The sequence below is a fragment of the Tepidibacter mesophilus genome (genome assembly GCF_002724055.1).
GTDB classification, from domain to species: Bacteria; Bacillota; Clostridia; order Peptostreptococcales; family Peptostreptococcaceae; genus Tepidibacter_A; species Tepidibacter_A mesophilus.
Window position 1 is genome coordinate 35,282 of record NZ_BDQY01000008.1, and the last position, 16,710, is coordinate 51,991.

Here is a 16,710-nt window from a genome sequence, read left to right on the forward strand (position 1 = left end):
ATACTATAATAAAATGAAAAATAGCCTTAGGCTAGTTATATAAATACCTAAGGCTATAAACCTCCGTTACTTATGATACGGTTCACCGTATCGATGTAACTGCGGTTTCTTTATCAATAACATATATTAAAAAAACTTGTCACAAGCTAAGCCCTATCTATTGATATTTTTTTAACCCAATTCTGTATCTTGTTTTCCCTTACAGTCCTATTTTGCACAAATGAAATTTATCTACTAGAACCTATATCACTGCTCTTATTAGTTAAACCTTTGTTCATACTTATTAAGTACATAATTTATAGATTCTTCTAAGTTAGTATGAGTTTCATTTGTTATACAAAAATGGGAACATAGCACATCCCCAACTTCAGATAATAAGTCAATTATTCTAACCTCTACCCTTGCATCTATTCATTTATCTTTTTTTAATTGTGTATAATTAAAGCATTAAAACCCAAGTTGTTCATCAATTAAAACAATTTCCATATCAATATCATTCATTTTTTTAAAGTGGATGATCATGCCATTACAAATCCGGTCTGGACTGGAACAATCATAACAGCGATTTCCCTTTTGAGCACAAGGTGTTCTTAGTTGTAATCTCATAGCATTTTGAGGCGCTACAATATTTCGAACACGCCAGATGGCATCTTCAAGTGTGGGAACAAGTTTATTAATTCCAGTAACAAAATAAACCTTTTTATGGCCAAATATAGATCCAGCCACACGATTACCAGTACCATCAATATTCACTATCTCCCCTGTTTCTGACAGAGCATTTATTGAAGTAATATATATTTCTGTTGTCAAACATTTCTTTGCAGTATCAATGAAGTTGGTACCAATCTGGCAATGTTGTGGATCGAAAACTTCATTATGAGAAGAAAGTCTTTCAAATAATTCCATACTCAGTAAAGTAGCTGAATCACCAAACCCAACTGATTTATTATCTATTATATTATCTAAGTATACAGCGGCCTCTTCTATATTTTTAAAGTAAGAAACGGTATAGCCTTTAAGTTTTAGTAATTCTATAACTTTTTTAATATCCATTTAAAAATTCCTCCCACAGCAAAATATAAATCATTTTATTTTTCATCATAATCCTACACAGTTATTGATATAACCCCTATTAATTGAAAGAATATAGATATATTGATACACTTATTATATAATTTCAATACTATTAAGCAAAAATGATTCTGAATTCTTTTTAACATGTTACTTAGACTATACATATTGGTATCACTTAATTCTAGAGAAAACCACAGTCATTTATGATACGGTTCACCCTTAATTATCCTAAAACTTCTATAAACCTGCTCAAGAAGTATAAGCCTCATAAGCTGGTGAGGAAACGTCATTTTTGAAAATGAAAGTTTAAAATCAGCTCTCTTTAACACTTCATCAGAAAGACCTAATGATCCTCCTATTATAAATGTCACATTGCTCTTTCCCATTATACTAAGGCTATTTAATTTATCAGCCAAGTCCTCTGAAGATAGATTCTTTCCATCAATAGCAAGTGCTATAGCATAAGTAGTATCCTTTACATGGGACAATATTTTCTTTCCCTCTTTATCCTTTATCATATCCATCTCTTTTTCACTTAAATTTTCAGGAGCCTTCTCATCGCTAAGTTCAACTATATCTAATTTACAGTACTTAGATAACCTCTTAGTAAACTCATCTATTCCAAGCTTTAAATATTTTTCCTTAATTTTTCCTACAGTAACTATTTTTATATTCATCTTTAAATCCTTTCTTTAAATAACTTAATTCTATTCACAAAAACAGGTCTATGTAAATGTTAGTGATTGCTTTTAGATATTTTGTCTAAGAAACTTCGCTTTTATCGTTTAATAATACGTTAAAAAGTTTCGTTGTTTGAGCATAGCGAGTTTAGAAACTTTAGTATTATTCATAAGATGAAAACTTAGTTTCTTCAAAATATCTATTGCATTAACGTTATTTTTATAGACCTGTTTTTATACCTTCTACATCTTGTATTTCATCATTACATATCCCTTAAGTTGCTCAAATTTTATCTTATTATATCCTTTTCTAATAGACTCTAATAAATAATCTCTAGCCTCTAATTCATTGTCATGTATAAGTTTTATTATTGCTAAATTATAATAAGGTATACAAAACAAATCATCTAGTTCTATGGCTTTGTTAAAGTAATTAGTAGCCTTTTTATAGGACTTTGATTCTAAATAGCATATTCCTATATTGTTATAGCACTGAGCTTGTAAGTTGTGAGTATATATTCCTATATTGAACATTCTAAGGTTGTTAAGCCATGGCTTTTCCTCCAACTCCTTTAAAAAAGCCTCGAAGCTTCCAGCAGCACTCTTAAACTGCTTCTTATAAAGCATCTTCTTTCCATCATAGAAAGTTTTCCAATATACTCTCTCAACTAACAACCACATTATAACAGGTATTGCTATGATATAGTACATATCGTTAATAGCTAAGAAAACTCCAATGACTATAAGTACCAGGTATGTAAGTCTATTTATTATAACTCGTTTCATATATATCCCTCCTAAATACAATCTATTAATATATTATCCTAAAACCTATTTTTTTTCAAAATACATATTTTATTTTTTAGTTGCTATGTACTAACTTATATCACCACATCTCAAGAAACTTCTATTTGCCAATGTATTTAAAGGCTAAGTTTTGGAAACCATCATATTATAATATTATAATTAAAAGGAGAGTATAAAATGACTGAAATAACAAAAGAAATTCTAACTGTTCTAGTAAGAATAATTACTATATTACCTATATTATTGTTTATTACAATCTTCATGGGTAAACGATCAATAGGTGAATTGCCAGTATTTGATTATTTAATTATCATCACTTTAGGATCAGTTACGGGGGCAGATATTGCAGATCATAATGTTAAACAGCTTCCTACTATTGTAGCAATAATTGCTATTGGAATTCTTCAACGTATAGTAGCGAATTTCAAAATTTCTAATCGTAAATTTGGAAAGTTAATAACATTTGAGCCAACTGTTGTTATTCAAGATGGGAAATTTATTAATAAAAACCTAAAAAAAGATCTCTATTCTATTGATAATATACTTAATATGCTTAGAGAAAAAGATATCTTTGATATTAGTGATGTTGAGACAGCAATTATAGAATCCAATGGTTCTTTAAGCGTTTTAAGAAAATCTGAAAAACACTTCGCAACTTTGGAAGATATAGGAGTTACAAAAAAGTCATCTTCTATTGCTTTTCCTATTATCATGGAAGGAACAATTTATTCAAATGTATTGAAAAAGTTCAATTTGAATGAAACATGGTTATACCAGCAGTTATCTCTACAAGGAATCAATGATATAAAAGATATTTTTTTTGCCTCTTTGAATTCTAATCTTCAACTACATATTTCTTTAAAAAATGATATTGGTATAATAATTCCACCTATAAAAAACTAATTTCTAACTTATACTACTTATCTACTATAAAAAAATTCGCTTTATGCTCCCGCATAGCTCATGTCGCCAACGAGTCCTACGGGCTCCGTTGCTCAAAATAGTTGATGCTGTAGTACTTTTATCAATGTTATCCACCGATTAAAAATTTTATAATTTCCTAGTAAGTAAAAAAATAATACTTGGATATAAATATCCAAGCATTACTTACTAAAAAGTTACCTTTAATACTTTTTCTTTTCCACCTCTATTAACCATAACATCAACAACATCACCTGGTCTATGCTTATAAAGCTCCCTAGTTAGATTACCCATTGTCTTTATATCAGTTTTCCCTATTTTAACTATTACATCTCCTGCTTCCATTCCTGCCTTTGATGCTGAGGAATCCATCATTATTTGATATACATATACACCTTGATCTGCAGCTAATTCTTCGCCCATTCTATCTTCAAAATACTTAGCATCTACAGCTTTTATTCCAAGAGAAACTCGCTTAAACTCACCTTTTTCTATAAATTGATCTACTATAGGTTTTGCAGTATTTATAGGTATAGAGAAGCCTAATCCCTCTCCAGTTTGAATCTTAGCTGTATTTATACCTATAACCTGTCCTTTAGAATTCAAAAGTGGTCCTCCACTATTACCAGGGTTTATAGATGCATCAGTTTGAATCATATCGTCTACAGACTCATACTCATTCACCCTAATACTTCTATTTAATCCACTTATAACACCTTGAGTTAAACTTCTTTCAAATTCAAGTCCAAGAGGATTACCTATAGCTATTGCTATATCTCCAACTTCTACCTGATCACTATTCCCTAGTTCTGCTACCGGAAGTCCTTTTTTATTGACTTTTATTATCGCTAAATCTAGAGTTGAATCATTCCAAAGAACCTCTGCCTTATCATTACTTCCATCATAAAAAAGTACATTAACCTCTTTTGCATTACCATCTCCTATAACATGAGAATTAGTAAGCACATAACCTCTTTCATCTACAATAACACCTGTTCCTACTCCACTTGACTGTCTTTCTATTCCAAAAAAACGGTCTTTTTGAACAGTTACTGTAGTTATACCTACAACAGATGGCATAGCTTTTTTGGCTACTGCCTTATATACACTTTCCTCTTTACTTGAATTTGCTACTATTTGAGTAGTATTTTGTGATTCATTGTTAGTTTTAATATCATCAAATATAAAGTTTGGAGCTATATATAAAGTAAGCAAACTTCCTATAATAGCGCCTATCAAACCTGTTATAAAATGTCCTCCTCGTTTCACCTAAATCACTCCTTACACTGCATATAAATTTGATATTGTACCTCTCCTTAAGACCTCAAGCTCTAGATTCTTTCCTATTGATATGTTTTTTTCTTTTAAAACACTTTTTACTGTTTCAAATGCAAGTTCGGGAAAATTATTTTCTTTGCTTAAATGGGCAAGTAATATCCTTTGCGTTCCTCTCTTTACAAGTTCCACGCAAAACTTACCCGCATCTTCATTAGATAAATGTCCTTTATTAGACATTACCCTTTGTTTAAGATAATAAGGATATGAACCCATCTTTAACATCTCTACATCATGGTTAGACTCAAGAACTACTAACTTTGACTCAAATAAATTATTCTTTATATTCTCACATACATGACCTAAATCTGTAGCTACACTTATCTTAGTAGTATTTCCATTGTCTAAAGTATAACCAACAGGGTCAGCTGCATCATGATGAATAGAAAATGCCTTTATACTAATATCCCCAATAATAAAAGGAATATCATTATCAAAAAATTTAACATTATCTTCTTTTAACTTTCCGAGTTTGTCTATCATACAGTCCCAAGTATTTTTATTTGCATATATAGGTATATTATATCTTCTAGACAAAATTCCCGCACCTTTTATATGATCCGTATGCTCGTGAGTAATCAGTATTCCTGAAGTATTTTCAAGGTTTTTGTCTAATTTTCTTAAATTTTCTTCGATTTTCTTACCACTAACACCTGCATCTATTAAAATTTTAGTATCTTTATACTCTACGTAATGACAATTGCCACAACTGCCACTAGCTACTGAAGCATAATTAAAACTCATCTTTAACCTCCAATTTATTATTTTAAAATATATTATATCATTAATATTTATGGAAATATAAAAAAGTCTTACTTTTGAATCTTTCAGAGGCAAACTTTTAAAAAATTGCATAGTGCCAACGAGTCTTATCAGACAAAAATTCGTAACGAAAATTATAAAAGCCCTCAATTATAAATCAAAGGCTTTTATATATATATATTCATTATTCACTTTTAGTCTCCAAACAGGACCTATATCACCTTGTTCTATATCCATATTATTAGATTCAAAATAATACCCCAATTTTATTTCATTTATAACAGAATCTTGTTCCATCTGATTATAAGCAGACATAATAGCTTCTACACTAGTTATGACTCTTTTTTTCTGTTTTTTTTCCTCTATTGGAAGTAACCATAATCTTTCAAATGAAAAATCTTTATTATCATAAAATACAAAAGTCATATAGCTTTCTTCTAGAAAATAATTTCTATATTTTCCAGTATATACAATCTCGATATGATCTGCTTTCTTAATTGTAGCCTTTAAATACGTATCCTCATCAAATTTGTATTTTTTAAGAAATTTTTTAGTAAATAATGTACATTCTTTTATATCAAGATTGTTGATATTAGACTTACCTTTATATATTATATTCTTATCCTCAATCTTGTATATTCCATTTCCTTTAAATAAATGGTCTAAATCAGATTTACTTAAATCTTCATACTTTATACTCAACTTGCTAAGACTAGGTGTCTCTTTAGGTATTTGAGTATTTATGGATATATTTTTAGTACTTAATAACTTGTTTAAATTATTTATAGAGCTATCACTAAAAATATCCTCATTATCATATCTAAATACATTTATATAAAGATTATATCCTAAAACTATATTAGTTAATATAAATCCAATAATTAGTATTGTTTTAGATTTTGACCAATCCATTTTATAAAACATCCCCTTTATAGGCATCAAATATATATACCTTACTGCCTATAGTCACTTCCCATGATGGAATAAAGTATTTATCCTTAGAAAAATATATAAGCTCTACACTCTCTATGTTTTTCCATACTTCTGCACCACTTTGATATTTAAGGTCTTGTTTTAACAAAGAAAAATTCATATTAAGTATTTGTTCAGGTGGTATTATATTCTTATCTTGATTACCATCTATAAATTCGTCTACCTTTTTTAAAACCCCTTTGTAGCTATACACATCTTCTCCAGCTATTTTTATTTGTATAGGATTAAATAAACTATTAGACTTTACCTTAAGATTATTTACTTTATAATAAAAATTAAATTCATACGAATTTACGTTATTTATAGAATTTTGTCTTACACTATACAATGATAAATTGTCTATATCTATATTCTGATTACCTAAAAAATTTAAAGCTATATTTAAAGATTGATCCAAGCTTATATTTTTATTTTCTATATCTTCATTCAAAAACTCTATATATCCATCATTATATACTCTTAATGTTTTTTCTCCATATCCATATATAAATGTATTATTTCCGTTTTTTTCTACAATTCTATTAGTAAAATCATATTTTTTTCCTAATATATTTTCTCCTATTTTTTGTACTGTCTTATCATCTTTAACCTCTATAATATTTTTTGAACTGATATTATTATATGAAATACCATCTGGTTTAATAGGAATTAACGTGTTGTTATCTATAGTAAATAAGTGATTTACAGTAAAGTATTCCGTATACCCCTTTTTCTCAAGCTTATCTACTAAATCTATATGCTTTATTTTATCTAAATCTACTTTATATACTTTTTGTTTATTATTCAAAAAATATATAGATTTATCATCTACCAATGGTATAAGTATCTCACAAATATCTCCAATACCACTTATAGCACTTTCATTTAAAAATATACTCTTATTTATTAACTCAACATCTAATCCTTTACCAAAATTAGCTTCTATAGCTTTGGTATTTTTTTTACTTAAATAATCGTCGTATCTTATCTCGCTTATCTTTCCTTGTTTTGACAATTCCTGTTTCAAAACTATTTTTATTTGATTCCAATATTCATCTTGTGTATCTAATACCTCTGTATTATTTTTCCCACCTCCAAAGTATACAAATACTCTATAGGGTCTTACAACTGAATAAATATTGTATTTTATATTTGAACTTCCATATATTTTTTTAAAATCAAATTTAAATCCCACTAGACTTATATTGAGCAATAAAAGAAAAGCTGACATAAAAAACAATATTACTAACGTAAATGTTTTAAATTTTTCTCTATTCACAATCTAACACTCCAAATTTATTTTTTTGGCGTAATTATATCTTTAAAAATATCCTTCATTCTCTTATCTGTTATTTTATCCATATTGTTTTGTATTTCTTTTTTACTTTCTATCTTTGTATATTTTACAACTTTAGTTTTTTCTTTATTATTGTTTTTTATAACTATTTTATTTTCACCAGGAGTTAATTTTATCTCAGTTAAAAAGAATCCCATAGCCCCTATTTTTAATGTTTTTGAATTTTCATTTTTTTTCAAAGCACCATCTTTATTATTTTTTGAATATACATCTAGATAAACAGTGCTACCTTCTTCTCCCGTTCCAGATACTACAACTTTATCACTAGTTGTAACTGTATAATCAGAAACAGGTTTCATTATCTCAATAGATTTTTGTTCTTGTTTCACATTATTTTCAGCTACTTGTTGAGTATTTACTTGACTATGTACATCTTTTGTATTACTTGTATCTGCAAAAGCAACAATATTACTTGAAGCTAACATTCCACAAATAATTAAAGATGTTCCTAACTTCTTCATTTCTAAGCCTCCTTAATATTCTATTTGTCCCAAAGGGCACTTGCATAACTATGAATTCAGTTAAAGTACAAACTCCATCTGAATTTAGTTTTACTTTTTATATGTATAATTTAATGTTATCCCCATATTAAACCTTTAATATAAATTATACACAAAGAATATTACAGAATCATTACATGTTAAGTAAATAATAATTATATATCCACAGATTTATCCACAGGCAATTTTATTTCAAATTCAGTTCCTTTTCCAACTTCGCTTTTAACAGATATATCGCCACCGTGCTGTTCTATTATATGCTTTGCTATAGAAAGACCCAGCCCAGTTCCTCCCATATCTCTAGATCTTGCTTTGTCCACCCTATAAAATCTTTCAAATATCCTATATATATCTTTTTTAGGAATACCGATTCCATTGTCTTTTATTAATATAATAGCTTGTTCATCTTCCTCTCTTATATCTACGCTTATGATTCCATTATCCGGTGTATATTTTATAGCATTAGTAAGTATATTTTGGATAACCTGTTCTATTCTATCTTTATCTCCATTTATTATTATATTTTTGTCGCAAAGTCCCATTTTTATTATATGATTTTTTTCTTTAAATGAAATATCTAGTTTATTTACTATATCCTTAATCAAATTATCTATATCAAATCTGGATGAATTAAAGTTGTTCTTTTTATGATCCATCCTTGATAATTGAAGCAAATCACTTACAAGTCTTGCCATCCTATCCGATTCTTTGTCTATTACACTTAAGAATGAATTACATATTTCATTGTCATCCATTGCTCCATCAAGTAAAGTCTCAGTATAACTTTTTATAGTTGTTATAGGCGTTTTTAATTCATGAGATACATTAGCTACAAACTCTTTTCTCATATTATCTAATTTTTCATGTTCTGTTATGTCTTGAAGAACTAATATAAGTCCTTTTACCTCTTCTTTCTCATTTTTAAGATATACAAAATTAGCTCTTAGTATATCTTTGTTTTCAATCTTTATTATCTCGCTTCCCTGAGATATGTTTTTATTTTTTATATACTTCAAAGTCAAATTCTTATTATATTTACTAACCATATCATCGTATACAGGTTTTGTAACATCTATTTCTTTTATTCTTAGCATTTGTATAAATGTTGGATTTACATGTATTATGTAACCCTCATTGTCAACAGCTATCAATCCATCACCCATTTGATTTATTATTGCGTTGAGTTTACTTTTTTCACTAGATATCTCCTCTAGTGTATTTTTAAGCCTAGCAGTTAAATAGTTGAACATCTCTCCTAATTGTCCTATTTCATCATCTGATTTTATATCTACCTTTTGATCAAAATCACCCTTTGCCATTTTAGAAGCTTTACTAGTTACATCCTTTATAGGGTTTGTTATTGTCTTAGATATTAAAAATCCAAGTATTATAGTTACTATTAAAGCCATTATTATAGCTTGTAAAAATATTTTCTTAGATTCATTTAAAACTTCATATATGTTTGCAAGATATGCTTTACCATATATTATTATCTTTTGGTTTTTTTCATTGGTATATATATATCCTATATTCTTTACAGTCTCTTCATCCTTCATATATCCATTCTTAGATGCATTCGATATTATCTCTTTATTAAGATTATTAAGAGCATCTTTTCCTATTAATCTACTATCATTTTTAGTAGAAGCTATTACTTTATACGTATTAGCATCTATCATCAGTATCCTATAATCTCCAGGAAGTACTGGTATTTTTTGAATTTCATATCTTAAATCCTCGTAGTTTGTAAAGTCTACATTACTAATTTCAGGTTTTATTATGTTATTCACTATTCTATTTAATGTATTTGTAGCAGTATTTATATGCAAAGTTTCAAACTGATTTATCATAAATATACCTACTAATGCCATGGCTATAAAAACCAACAAAAAATATATTACTATTATCTTCGATCTTATACTTTTAAACAAAATCTATTCCCCCTTAAAGTAATAACCTACTCCTCTTTTAGTTATTATATAATTAGGGTTTGATGAGTTATCTTCTATTTTCTCTCTTAGTCTTCTAACAGTAACGTCTACAGTCCTAATATCTCCATAGTATTCATATCCCCATACCTGTTCAAGCAATTGTTCTCTTGAGAATACTTGATTTTTTTGAGTTATCAAAAACTTTAATAATTCAAACTCTCTTACAGTCAGATCTATATTATCTTTATTTTTATTAACCTCATATTTAACTAAATCAACACTTAAACTTCCATATGTTATTATATCCCCGTTTTTATTATCTGTATTTAATACCTGGGTTCTTCTAAGATTAGCTTTAACTCTAGCCATAAGTTCTCTTACACTAAATGGCTTAGTTATGTAATCATCTGCTCCAAGTTCAAGGCCTAATACCTTATCTACTTCTTCTTCTTTAGCTGTAACCATTATTATAGGAGTTGATAAAGATTCTCTTATTTTTTTACACACTTGAAATCCATCATAAATTGGTATCATAACATCAAGAAGTATTAAATCTGGCTTAAAACTATAGGTTTTGTTTATTCCTTCCTCTCCATCAAATGCGGTATCAATCTCATAGCCTTCCTTCTTAAGGTTGAACTTTAATATATCAGATATAGGCTTCTCATCCTCTATTATTAATATCTTACTACTCATAAATTTACCTCCAAACTATTATTATAGGTAATACTTTATTTTAACCATATTATACAAAATTATTATATAACTAAATTATACATTCGCCAAATTTAAAAGTATATAATTTACTGTATATAAAAAATATGATATATTTTATAAATATAAATGTGCACAATGTACATAATAAAAAATAAATTTCAATATACTAGTATATTGAAATAAAATGAAAACTTGATTTATAAGAAGTTTTTATTGGAGGTGAATCAATGTACTCATATATGTTTCCAATTAAAGTAGCTTTTATAACATTTCCTTTTTTAGCTTTTTTATTTACATTTCCATTTGTAATATATCAGTACAGGAAACATGGATATATAAATAAGTTTAGAATTTTAATTTTATATTCTTTTTTACTATATTTGATGGTAGCTTATTATCTTGTAATACTTCCTCTTCCAAAAACACGTGATGTAAGGAGTCTACAAAGCCCTAATACAATTTATTATCAATTATTGCCTTTTAATTTTATTTTTGCTTTTTTAAGAGAAACAGAAGTTTCATTTTTAAATCCTTTAACTTTCAAAAACATACTAAAAGAAAGGGCATTTTTGCAAGCCGCATTTAATGCAATCTTACTCACTCCACTTGGAGTTTATTTAAGATATTATTTTAGAAAAAATTTAAAAGAGACTTTATTAATAACTTTTTTAGTCTCATTATTCTTCGAGATAACACAATTAACAGCCCTATATGGTCTATATAATGCTCCTTACAGGGTATTTGATTTAGATGATCTTATATTAAATACTTTTGGTGGTTTTATAGGTTATATTATAGCGCCTATATTTACTTTTTTTCTTCCTAAACCAAATGACCTTGATAAAGATATAAACTCTGAAGATATACAGGTAGGTTATTTTAGAAGACTTTTAGCTTTTTATATAGATTGGTTTATACTTGGATTAATTCCTTTTATAAAAAATGACATTTTTATAGAAGGTATAGCTGTATTTATATACTTTATTTTAATTGTTTATTTGACTAATGGTAAAACATTTGGCAAATCATTGTTGAGGATAAAGATAAAAGGTAAGAATAGTAAACTATCTTTCAAAGAAGTATTTATAAGATATGCGCTTTTGTATTATTGTATTTTCGGCTTTAATAAATTAATTTTTCAAGTTATAGAAATAAATAAAAATGAATTTTTTAATTATATTATTATTGCTATGATTATAACAGTAATAATAAATATAATTATATTTTCACACGTTGTTCTTTGTATATTGAAAAAAGATAAGCTACTATTTTATGAAAAAATAAGTAAAACAAAGAATGTTGCTATATCGCCTAAATAAAAAAGATTATGGATTAGTACTTACTAATCCATAATCTTTTTTATTTTATAATATAACCTCTATTTCAGTTCCTTGTCCAAGTTTACTATTTATTTTTATGTCTCCCCCATGTGCTTTTACTATCTCCTTAGCTATGGCCATCCCAAGACCTGAACCTTTATGTCTTTCTCCTGTGTTTGTTCCCCTATAATATCTATCAAATATATACTTAATATCTTCTGGTCCTATTCCTTTTCCATTATCTTTTACAAATATATGTACTTTTTCATCTTTAATTATTTTTACTTTTATATTAACTTTTGCATCATTGTGAATAAGAGAATTGTATAAAAGATTGTTAATTACCCTTTTTATTAAAATATTATCTACGTCCTTTAAAATAATATTTTCTTTACAAGAAAAATCAATATAGCTATCACTATATTTAGGGTCATTTAATATATCTATAATGCTTTCTCTAACAAGTTTGACTAAATTAATTTCTTTTTTATCTATCATAGATTTTTCATTTTTAAGCTTTGTACTTAAATTCAAATCATCTACAAGTTCATTTATATAATTAGATTTTTTATGAATTATATTTGCATAAGATGTAATCTCTTCTTTAGAAAATTCATACTCATCATCACTTAAAATTTCTGCATACCCTTTAATAGATGCCAAAGGCGTCTTTATATCATGCGATATATTTGCTATCCAGTCCTCCCTCATTTTGTCTAGTTTCTTACGTTCTATTTTATTGCTTTTAAGAGTCTGTGAGAGATTATTTAAGTTGTGGTAAACATCACTATATACTCCTTTAGGTGAATAATAAATATCATAATCTCCGTCTCCCAATTTTTCTACTCCACTAATAATGTTACCTATTGGATTTGTTAGTCTTCTACTAAACAAGTATCCAAAGAATAGAGCTATTATAGAATCAATTAAAAGTACAGTACCCGTAGCATTCTTCATGAATATACCTATCTCACCGTTATTATATATTAGTATTTGTTTTTCAACCTTTCGCATAGGAAATCCTATAATATAACTATACTGCTTATTCCCAACTATTTTTTCTCCTATAAATATAGTTGATGCACTACCTACTCCACCACTATACTTATATCCATGTACAATCTGAAACGGTGTATATTTAAATGGAACATTCTTTGGTCTTTTGTAATTATATATCTCTTTACCATTTCCATCTAAAATTTGTATCCAAGTTTGTTTACCATCAAGCTCCTTTTTTCCTTCATCATCTACATACATATTTTCTTTAGTTACTAATATATGATTATGAAAATTTCTTACGAATCTCTCTGTACCAAGTACTGTTGAAAACTTTTTATCTTTCTCATTTACATTTTGTCCTGCGAAAAAAACCATCACTAAAGCTATTATATTTATAATCATAACTATAATAACTACTGAAATTATAGTAGTTACAAATTTTAAGGTTAACTTCCATTTCATATATTACTCACCCTTTACTATTAACTTATAGCCAAGACCCTTAACATTTATTATATAATTAGGACTTGATGGATTGTCCTCTATTTTCTCCCTTAGTCTTCTTATATGTACCATTATTGTATTATCAAATCCTATGTAATCTTCGCCCCATACTTCATCACAAATTTTCTCTTTACTTATAATTTGATTCGGGTTATTTGCCATATATAAAAATAACTTAAGTTCTTTAGGTTTAAGTTCAATAATTTGTCCATTCTTTTTAATCTCTAATTTACTTTCATTTATTTTAAAAGGCCCAAATGATATATCTTTCTCGTTCTTTTTATCCTGTTCAAAATTAATACAACTTCTTCTTAATTGAGCTTTTACCCTGTACGATACTTCTTTAGGACTAAATGGTTTTGTTATATAATCATCTCCTCCTAAAGCAAATCCGATTATTCTATCCATCTCTTCTGATTTTGCAGACAAAAACAAAATAGGTACCATAGATGTTTCTCTAATTTTTTTACAAACCTCATATCCTTCCTTGTCTGGAAGCATTATATCCAAAAGAATAATATCAGGGTTTATAAATTCAAATAATTTAAGTCCTTCATTACCTGTTTCTGCTGTATATATATTTTCAAAACCTTCCTTAGTTAACACCGTCGATAGTAATTTCAATATATCTTCTTCATCATCTATAATTAATATTTTTTTTCTTTTTATTAAGCCTTCCACAGCCTCACGCTCCTATCACATTATATATATACTATCCTTCACTTTATAGTTAGTATAACAAAAAACCTGATATTTTTCAGATCAGGTTTTTTAGTAGCATTATAATCTTATTTCTTTTTTTATTGCTTTTGTAGGACATTCTTTAATACAATCACCGCATCTAATACACTCTGTACTATTAGGTTTTTTGTGGATTTCTATATTCATCTTACATTTTCGCATACAAGCATTACAGTTTATACATAAATTTTTATCTAATTTAAATTTATAAAAACTTATAGGATTAAACAATCCATAAAATGCTCCTAAAGGACAAATATATCTACAAAACGGTCTGTATATAAAAATTGCACCGACAGTAATTCCTAGTAAAATAAACATTTTCCATAAAAATAAAACCCCAATTGTTTCTCTTAAAGATTTATTTAATAAGACTAGTGGAATTCCTCCTTCTAAAGTACCTACAGGACAGATATACTCACAAAAATAAGGAGGACTCATTCCAAATTCATTTACCAAAAACATTGGTAATAATATTACAAATAAGATTAGTATAAGATACTTAAAATACCTTAATACACTATTTATTTTTTTACTAACTTCAATCTTTCTAGATGGTATTTTGTAAAGTAAGTCCTGAAATAATCCAAAAGGACATAACCATCCACAAATGAATCTCCCAAATATTATTCCAATTAGTGAAATAAGTCCTGTTATATATAGTGAAACATTGTATTTTATACTCCCTACAACAGCTTGTATAGATCCAATAGGACACGAACCTATAGCTCCAGGGCACGAATAACAATTAAGTCCTGGAACACATACTTTTTTTGTAGACCCTTTATATATGTTCTTTTCAATAAATCCATTTATATTTGCATTGGTAATTATAGTAGTAATTATTTGACTTAACCCTCTTTTATCCAATTCCTATGCACTCCAAACATATATTTATTGCTTTTCTAAAAACAACATCCACTTCTTTTCTATATAGACCTAAAAATATAAAACTTAAACTAGTAAGTAGTATTCCATACCTGTATAGTCTTTCTTTCATCCATATCACTCCAGTGCAGCAATAATAATTTATTTTAAACTCTCTAATATTTTATCTATTTCTTTCTTATATTCTTCTTTACTGCGACTACCTACTATAGGCTGTCCAACCATATTTCCTTTACTATCAATGAATATAGTTGTTGGAACCCCAGATATATCTTTTAATATTCCTTTACTTAATTTTTTATCTGGTATTATATTTGTATATTTCACACCTTTTTTATCAAGTATTTGTTTTGCAAGTACTTCATTTTCATCATCAGGTGTATCTGAAATAATACCAACTACATTTATATCTTCCTTTTTCACTTCTTCATAAAGAGATTGAATATCAGGCATTTCTGAAATACAAGGTCCGCAAAATGTTGCCCATACATTTACCATTGTTAGTTTATAATCTTTGAATATACTACTCTCTATTTTATCCCCTTCAATAGTTTTAGTTTCGAATTGTATGTTTTTGTTTTCTTCTATTTTCTTAGTTATATCAATTGGTGTAAATAATTTCAAACTACCCTTAAGATCCGCCATGCTCTCTCGAACTTCTTTGAATTCTTTCTTTTCTTCATTAGATAAATTGCTTTCATCATATTCATCATTATATAGTATATAACATTCTAAATTATCTGTTTCAGCTACCTTTTCCCTATGTTTATATTCTGAAAAAACTTTTTCTTTTCTTTCTATATCCTCACTTGGAGCATTTTTCTCTTTATTTTTATCAAGTACCATAATATCAAAGAAAACCTTTGACTTTTTTTGGTATTCTTGAAATACTCTTTTTTGTTCTTCTTCAGTTTTTGCATTTTCACTATCTTTAGTTAACTCATTAATGAATTGGGTTGATAAAAATTCATACGGAATTTCTCCTACTATATAAGCCTCTCCATATTTTCCTGGTATTGCACAAGTTGGAGATACACCATCTTTTTTAGCCCATGCCTGTGGTTCATAATATTCTAGGCCCATTTCTTCAAATTTCATCTTTTTCCCTTTTAAAGCTTCATCATTTTGTTCTGGTTTACTACATCCCACTATCGATGCACAAATAGCTATAATCATGAATATAGCTAAATATATTTTTTTCAT

Annotated in this window: 18 protein-coding genes; 2 read left to right on the top strand and 16 right to left on the bottom strand. The window is 27.6% G+C overall.

The window, feature by feature from the left end; all coding sequences use genetic code 11:
- Positions 1 to 258 precede the first annotated feature (258 nt).
- The 4 genes from Tmeso_RS17145 to Tmeso_RS07040 form a co-directional block, all read right to left on the bottom strand.
- On the bottom strand, positions 259 to 411 hold the full coding sequence (locus Tmeso_RS17145; protein WP_145993138.1) for a MazG nucleotide pyrophosphohydrolase domain-containing protein: 153 nt from the start codon (positions 409 to 411) through the stop codon (positions 259 to 261).
- A 36-nt stretch (positions 412 to 447) separates the two neighbouring features.
- The gene (locus Tmeso_RS07030) at positions 448 to 1,053 is read right to left on the bottom strand and encodes a lactate utilization protein (RefSeq protein WP_099189622.1); all 606 of its coding nucleotides are present in this window, start codon (positions 1,051 to 1,053) and stop codon (positions 448 to 450) included.
- A 218-nt stretch (positions 1,054 to 1,271) separates the two neighbouring features.
- Positions 1,272 to 1,751 (bottom strand): 23S rRNA (pseudouridine(1915)-N(3))-methyltransferase RlmH, encoded by a 480-nt coding sequence (gene rlmH, locus Tmeso_RS07035; protein WP_099189624.1) that lies wholly within the window; start codon positions 1,749 to 1,751, stop codon positions 1,272 to 1,274.
- A 246-nt stretch (positions 1,752 to 1,997) separates the two neighbouring features.
- The gene (locus Tmeso_RS07040) at positions 1,998 to 2,540 is read right to left on the bottom strand and encodes a tetratricopeptide repeat protein (protein ID WP_099189626.1); all 543 of its coding nucleotides are present in this window, start codon (positions 2,538 to 2,540) and stop codon (positions 1,998 to 2,000) included.
- A 198-nt stretch (positions 2,541 to 2,738) separates the two neighbouring features.
- Here Tmeso_RS07040 and Tmeso_RS07045 point away from each other — a divergent pair, with 198 nt between their 5' ends.
- Positions 2,739 to 3,464, top strand: coding sequence for a DUF421 domain-containing protein (locus Tmeso_RS07045; protein ID WP_099189628.1), 726 nt, complete (start codon positions 2,739 to 2,741; stop codon positions 3,462 to 3,464).
- Positions 3,465 to 3,671: 207 nt separating this feature from the next.
- Here Tmeso_RS07045 and htrA read toward each other — a convergent pair whose 3' ends face one another.
- The 7 genes from htrA to Tmeso_RS07080 form a co-directional block, all read right to left on the bottom strand.
- Complete coding sequence (htrA, locus tag Tmeso_RS07050; RefSeq protein WP_099189629.1) at positions 3,672 to 4,751, bottom strand: serine protease HtrA; 1,080 nt, start codon at positions 4,749 to 4,751, stop codon at positions 3,672 to 3,674.
- Between the two features lie 12 nt (positions 4,752 to 4,763).
- Complete coding sequence (locus Tmeso_RS07055) at positions 4,764 to 5,561, bottom strand: MBL fold metallo-hydrolase (RefSeq protein ID WP_099189631.1); 798 nt, start codon at positions 5,559 to 5,561, stop codon at positions 4,764 to 4,766.
- Between the two features lie 168 nt (positions 5,562 to 5,729).
- A complete protein-coding gene (yycI, locus tag Tmeso_RS07060) occupies positions 5,730 to 6,491 on the bottom strand; it encodes a two-component system regulatory protein YycI (protein WP_187296265.1) in 762 nt (253 codons plus the stop codon).
- A 1-nt stretch (position 6,492) separates the two neighbouring features.
- Complete coding sequence (locus Tmeso_RS07065; protein ID WP_099189635.1) at positions 6,493 to 7,830, bottom strand: hypothetical protein; 1,338 nt, start codon at positions 7,828 to 7,830, stop codon at positions 6,493 to 6,495.
- Between the two features lie 17 nt (positions 7,831 to 7,847).
- A complete protein-coding gene (locus Tmeso_RS07070) occupies positions 7,848 to 8,369 on the bottom strand; it encodes a hypothetical protein (protein ID WP_099189637.1) in 522 nt (173 codons plus the stop codon).
- A 194-nt stretch (positions 8,370 to 8,563) separates the two neighbouring features.
- On the bottom strand, positions 8,564 to 10,339 hold the full coding sequence (gene pnpS, locus Tmeso_RS07075) for a two-component system histidine kinase PnpS (protein ID WP_099189639.1): 1,776 nt from the start codon (positions 10,337 to 10,339) through the stop codon (positions 8,564 to 8,566).
- Between the two features lie 3 nt (positions 10,340 to 10,342).
- Entirely contained in the window at positions 10,343 to 11,035 is a 693-nt protein-coding gene (locus Tmeso_RS07080) for a winged helix-turn-helix domain-containing protein (RefSeq protein ID WP_099189641.1), read from the bottom strand.
- Between the two features lie 248 nt (positions 11,036 to 11,283).
- Here Tmeso_RS07080 and Tmeso_RS07085 point away from each other — a divergent pair, with 248 nt between their 5' ends.
- Positions 11,284 to 12,375: a VanZ family protein gene (locus Tmeso_RS07085; RefSeq protein ID WP_099189643.1), complete on the top strand. Its 1,092-nt coding sequence runs from the start codon at positions 11,284 to 11,286 to the stop codon at positions 12,373 to 12,375.
- 45 nt (positions 12,376 to 12,420) lie between these two features.
- On the opposite strand, the gene Tmeso_RS07090 is transcribed toward Tmeso_RS07085, so the two are convergent.
- The 5 genes from Tmeso_RS07090 to Tmeso_RS07110 form a co-directional block, all read right to left on the bottom strand.
- The gene (locus Tmeso_RS07090) at positions 12,421 to 13,836 is read right to left on the bottom strand and encodes a sensor histidine kinase (protein WP_099189645.1); all 1,416 of its coding nucleotides are present in this window, start codon (positions 13,834 to 13,836) and stop codon (positions 12,421 to 12,423) included.
- Between the two features lie 3 nt (positions 13,837 to 13,839).
- The gene (locus Tmeso_RS07095) at positions 13,840 to 14,559 is read right to left on the bottom strand and encodes a response regulator transcription factor (RefSeq protein ID WP_099189647.1); all 720 of its coding nucleotides are present in this window, start codon (positions 14,557 to 14,559) and stop codon (positions 13,840 to 13,842) included.
- A 99-nt stretch (positions 14,560 to 14,658) separates the two neighbouring features.
- Complete coding sequence (locus tag Tmeso_RS07100) at positions 14,659 to 15,489, bottom strand: 4Fe-4S binding protein (protein ID WP_099189649.1); 831 nt, start codon at positions 15,487 to 15,489, stop codon at positions 14,659 to 14,661.
- Positions 15,482 to 15,619, bottom strand: a complete 138-nt coding sequence (locus tag Tmeso_RS16390) for a CD1871A family CXXC motif-containing protein (RefSeq protein ID WP_099189651.1) — start codon at positions 15,617 to 15,619, stop codon at positions 15,482 to 15,484. Before Tmeso_RS16390 ends, Tmeso_RS07100 begins: the two co-directional genes overlap by 8 nt.
- A 29-nt stretch (positions 15,620 to 15,648) precedes the next feature.
- Positions 15,649 to 16,710: a TlpA family protein disulfide reductase gene (locus Tmeso_RS07110; protein ID WP_099189653.1), complete on the bottom strand. Its 1,062-nt coding sequence runs from the start codon at positions 16,708 to 16,710 to the stop codon at positions 15,649 to 15,651.

What these genes read in the sequence shown, in the direction of transcription:
- yycI (WP_187296265.1), bottom strand. Translation starts at nt 6,491, where the DNA reads ATGGATTGGTCAAAATCTAAAACAATACTAATTATTGGATTTATATTA.
- Tmeso_RS07070 (WP_099189637.1), bottom strand. Translation starts at nt 8,369, where the DNA reads ATGAAGAAGTTAGGAACATCTTTAATTATTTGTGGAATGTTAGCTTCA.
- Tmeso_RS07045 (WP_099189628.1), top strand. Translation starts at nt 2,739, where the DNA reads ATGACTGAAATAACAAAAGAAATTCTAACTGTTCTAGTAAGAATAATT.
- Tmeso_RS07040 (WP_099189626.1), bottom strand. Translation starts at nt 2,540, where the DNA reads ATGAAACGAGTTATAATAAATAGACTTACATACCTGGTACTTATAGTC.
- Tmeso_RS07110 (WP_099189653.1), bottom strand. Translation starts at nt 16,710, where the DNA reads ATGAAAAAAATATATTTAGCTATATTCATGATTATAGCTATTTGTGCA.
- Tmeso_RS07085 (WP_099189643.1), top strand. Translation starts at nt 11,284, where the DNA reads ATGTACTCATATATGTTTCCAATTAAAGTAGCTTTTATAACATTTCCT.
- Tmeso_RS07030 (WP_099189622.1), bottom strand. Translation starts at nt 1,053, where the DNA reads ATGGATATTAAAAAAGTTATAGAATTACTAAAACTTAAAGGCTATACC.
- Tmeso_RS16390 (WP_099189651.1), bottom strand. Translation starts at nt 15,619, where the DNA reads ATGAAAGAAAGACTATACAGGTATGGAATACTACTTACTAGTTTAAGT.
- Tmeso_RS07055 (WP_099189631.1), bottom strand. Translation starts at nt 5,561, where the DNA reads ATGAGTTTTAATTATGCTTCAGTAGCTAGTGGCAGTTGTGGCAATTGT.
- Tmeso_RS07090 (WP_099189645.1), bottom strand. Translation starts at nt 13,836, where the DNA reads ATGAAATGGAAGTTAACCTTAAAATTTGTAACTACTATAATTTCAGTA.
- rlmH (WP_099189624.1), bottom strand. Translation starts at nt 1,751, where the DNA reads ATGAATATAAAAATAGTTACTGTAGGAAAAATTAAGGAAAAATATTTA.
- Tmeso_RS07080 (WP_099189641.1), bottom strand. Translation starts at nt 11,035, where the DNA reads ATGAGTAGTAAGATATTAATAATAGAGGATGAGAAGCCTATATCTGAT.